Source organism: Micromonospora sp. NPDC057141 (assembly GCF_042670805.1).
Taxonomy (GTDB): Bacteria; Actinomycetota; Actinomycetes; order Mycobacteriales; family Micromonosporaceae; genus Micromonospora.
In genome coordinates this window covers 1-3,294 of sequence record NZ_JBHUVA010000155.1, presented here as the reverse complement: position 1 = coordinate 3,294, position 3,294 = coordinate 1, and the positions used below count along the sequence as shown (strand labels likewise).

The window sequence follows — 3,294 nt, the reverse complement described above, 5'->3', positions numbered from 1 at the left end:
CCGCCGCAAGGGTGATCCTTGCGGGGGCGTCGTCGCGTGTGGTCAGGCTCGGCCGCGGCGGGTGCGGACCTCCTGGAGCCGTTCGGCGAGGATGTCCTCCAGCTCGGCGATGGAGCGGCGCTCCAGCAGCATGTCCCAGTGGGTACGCGGCGGCTTGGCCTTCTTCTGCTCCGGCTCGGTGCCGTCGACCAGCCGGGCGACGCTGCCGTCGAACTTGCATTCCCAGGTCGTGGGGACCTCGGCGTCGACGGCGAACGGCACCTCGAACTGGTGGCCCTTGGCGCAGAGGTACTCGCGGGTCTGACGCGGCGCGAGCTCCGTGTTGCGGTCGGATTCGTAGCTGACCGCGCCCAGACGGCTTCCGCGCAGCATACGCTCGCCCATGATCGACTTCCCCTCGTTCGTGGTGCTGGTCAACAGGTCCAACGGTCCGTGTCGGCCGGGTCATTCCCGCCCCGCCGGGCCGCGCCCCGCCCACCGGGCGGGACGTGGCGCGCCCCGCCGCCCCCGCAAGGGTAGCCGGCCACGCCAGGTGTCCGGCGGGGTCGTCCCGGCCGGGCGAATCGGTGGGAGTTGTTCGGTGGCTCACCGGGGATGCTACCCATTCCCGGTCGCGTGCAGGCGTCGACCTCCGGTGACGCGCCGGTCACCGGCGAGGTGTCGCGGCGCCGGCCGGTGCGCGCAGACCGCCGGCGCGGGTGGTCGCGGCCGGCGGCGGCGCTCAACCGGTGGCCAGCGACACCGCGAGGACGACCATGACCGCGGCGATCGCCGCGTCCGCGAACCGCCAGGCCGTCGGGCGGGCCAGCAGCGGGGCCAGCCGGCGGGCGCCGACGCCCAGGCCGGTGAACCACAGCAGGCTCGCCGTCGCCGCTCCGGCGCCGAACGCCCACCGGTTCGGGTCGTGGTGGGCGACCGTGCCGAGCAGCACCACCGTGTCGAGGTAGACGTGCGGGTTGAGGAACGTGAACGCCAGGCAGGTCAGCAGCGTCGCGCGCAGCGTGGCCGGGCGACGGTCGGCCGGGGTGAGGGCGGCGGGGCGCAGGGCGCGGCGGGCCGCCAGGACCGCGTAGCCGGACAGGAACGCGGCGCCGCCCCAGCGCACCGCCGTCACCACGGCGGGCACGTCGGTGAGGACCGCGCCCAGGCCGGCGATGCCGGCGGTCATCAGCGCCGCGTCGGCGGCCGCGCAGATCGCCACGACCGGGCCGACGTGTTCGCCGCGCAGCCCCTGGCGCAGCACGAAGGCGTTCTGCGCCCCGATGGCGACGATCAGCGCGAGGGAGAAGCCGAAACCGGCCAGCACGGAACCCATGGCTGCGTACGGTAGGACGCCCGGCCGCCACACTCCAGCTGAAGATTCTTCAGCACCGTTAGAATCGCTTATGGCGCTCGATTCGGTTCAGCTCGCGACGTTCCAGGCGGTCATCGAGCACGGCAGCTTCGACGCCGCAGCGCGGGCCCTGCACGTCACCCCGTCGGCGGTCAGCCAACGCGTCAAGGCGTTGGAGCAGGTCGTCGGTCAGGTGCTGGTACGCCGGGGCAGGCCGTGCGTGCCGACGCCCGCCGGGCGGCCCCTGGTGCGCCTGGGCGGTCAGGTGGCGCTGCTGGAACACGAAGCCCTCGACGCCGCGCGCGGCGCGCTCAGCGCGCACGGGCGGACCCGGGTGGCTGTCGTCGTCAACGCCGACTCCCTCGCCGGCTGGTTCCTGCCGGCCCTGACCGCCGTGCCCGACGTCGCCTTCGAGCTGCACACCGACGACGAGGGCCACACCGCCGATCTGCTGCGCGACGGCACCGTGATGGCGGCGGTCACCGCCGAACGGGTGCCCGTGCAGGGCTGCCGGGTGCAGCGCCTCGGCGCGATGCGGTACCTCGCCGTCGCCGCGCCCGCCGTGGCATCGGCGTGGTTCGCCGGGCGTGCCCCCGGTGAGGCGTTCGCCGCCGCGCCCATGGTCTGCTTCAACCGCAAGGACACCCTGCAACACCGCTTCGCCCGCGCGGTCACCGGAGGCGACGTCGACCCCCCGACGTCGTACGTGCCGGCCTCGGCGAGCTTCACCGAGGCGATCCGGCTCGGCCTCGGCTGGGGCCTGGTGCCCGAGGCCGCCGCCGGCGTCGACGTCCCCGCCGGCCGGCTCGTCGAGGTGGCCGCCGGCCAGCACCTGGACGTGCCGTTGTACTGGCAGTGCTGGCGGCTGGAGTCGGCGGCGCTTTCGGCGCTGACCGCCGCAGTCCGGGCCGCCGCCACCACCGCGCTGCGCTGATGCGGGCACCCCATCGAGCCGCGCGCGTCACCGCCGTCGCGACGCTGCTGGGGATACTGGCGTTCGCCGCCGACGCCCTCGACGGAATCGCCGGTCAGGTCGCGGTGGCGCTGGTCTCCAGCGGGTTCGCCTGGGGCCTGGCCGCGATCCTGACCGGCCGGCACGTGGACACCGTACGCCGGGCCGTCACCTCTGCCACCGGCCTGCTGGCCGTGGCGACCGTCCTGTACTACCTGCTCATCCTGTTCGTCAGCCGACGGTGGAGCGGCGCCGTCCTGGCCGACGGCAGCCCCGCCGACCTGGCCGGACTGCACTCGGTCGCGGTCATGACCGCGGTGTGGCTGGCCGGATCCCTTCTCGCCGGGCCCCTGCTCGGCTGGCTCGGCCATACCATCGGCGCCGGCACACCACGGCGCGCCGCACTCGCGGCAGGCGCCGCCTGCGGGCTCCTGTCCGCCGAAGGCTGGCACGCGATCATCCAGGCACCACCGTGGCGCCTCCTCGCTCTCGGTGATCCGTTCTTTCGCGGCGTCGTTGTCGGCGAACTCATCCGGGTGACATTGCCGCTGATCGTGCTGGCCTGGCTGACCATCACCCACCGGCTCAGCCGGGCCTGGCCGACGCTGCTCACCGCGGCGTTCGCCACCACTGCGGCCGGTGTCATGCTGTGGCAGATCGTCGCGTACGCCCGCGGAGCCTGAACCCGAACCCAGCGCTACGCCGGGGCGGTGTTCCCGCCGGCGCCGGGACCTCATCTGTCGTGGCGGGCACCCGTGCCCAGCCGGGCCAGCGCGGTGGCCAGGTCGCTGACCTGGTCGACCAGTTGCGCCGAGCGCCGCTGCGCGGCGTCGCGTTCGGCCTCGACCGCGCGTAGCCGTACCTCCAGCTCACCGAGGCGGCCCTCGGCGGCGGCGGTGGCTTCCCGCGCGGCGGCCAGCCCGGTGGCGGCCGCGTCGTGGGCGGCGGTGGCCTCGGCCAGCCGCGCCGACAGCGCCGCCGCGTCCTGGCGGGCCGCCTGGGCCTGCGC

Annotated in this window: 4 protein-coding genes and 1 pseudogene; 2 read left to right on the top strand and 3 right to left on the bottom strand. The window is 74.9% G+C overall.

Translation table 11 applies throughout. The features are described from left to right. Positions 1 to 42: 42 nt before the first annotated feature. Positions 43 to 384 carry an RNA polymerase-binding protein RbpA gene (locus tag ACFT41_RS32095; RefSeq protein ID WP_007070998.1) on the bottom strand — a complete coding sequence of 114 codons (342 nt, stop codon included), beginning with the start codon at positions 382 to 384 and terminating at the stop codon, positions 43 to 45. Between the two features lie 337 nt (positions 385 to 721). Further along, positions 722 to 1,315 (bottom strand): LysE/ArgO family amino acid transporter, encoded by a 594-nt coding sequence (locus tag ACFT41_RS32090; RefSeq protein ID WP_377590444.1) that lies wholly within the window; start codon positions 1,313 to 1,315, stop codon positions 722 to 724. Between the two features lie 70 nt (positions 1,316 to 1,385). Here ACFT41_RS32090 and ACFT41_RS32085 point away from each other — a divergent pair, with 70 nt between their 5' ends. After that, a complete protein-coding gene (locus ACFT41_RS32085; RefSeq protein ID WP_377590446.1) occupies positions 1,386 to 2,267 on the top strand; it encodes a LysR family transcriptional regulator ArgP in 882 nt (293 codons plus the stop codon). Continuing rightward, a complete protein-coding gene (locus ACFT41_RS32080) occupies positions 2,267 to 2,968 on the top strand; it encodes a hypothetical protein (protein WP_377590448.1) in 702 nt (233 codons plus the stop codon). Before ACFT41_RS32085 ends, ACFT41_RS32080 begins: the two co-directional genes overlap by 1 nt. A gap of 50 nt (positions 2,969 to 3,018) precedes the next feature. On the opposite strand, the pseudogene ACFT41_RS32075 reads toward ACFT41_RS32080, so the two are convergent. Beyond that, positions 3,019 to 3,294 (bottom strand): annotated as a pseudogene (locus ACFT41_RS32075) (hypothetical protein); the annotation flags it as partial.

Coding starts and splice junctions, on each gene's coding strand:
- ACFT41_RS32095 (WP_007070998.1), bottom strand. CDS start 384: ATGGGCGAGCGTATGCTGCGCGGAAGCCGTCTGGGCGCGGTCAGCTAC.
- ACFT41_RS32090 (WP_377590444.1), bottom strand. CDS start 1,315: ATGGGTTCCGTGCTGGCCGGTTTCGGCTTCTCCCTCGCGCTGATCGTC.
- ACFT41_RS32085 (WP_377590446.1), top strand. CDS start 1,386: ATGGCGCTCGATTCGGTTCAGCTCGCGACGTTCCAGGCGGTCATCGAG.
- ACFT41_RS32080 (WP_377590448.1), top strand. CDS start 2,267: ATGCGGGCACCCCATCGAGCCGCGCGCGTCACCGCCGTCGCGACGCTG.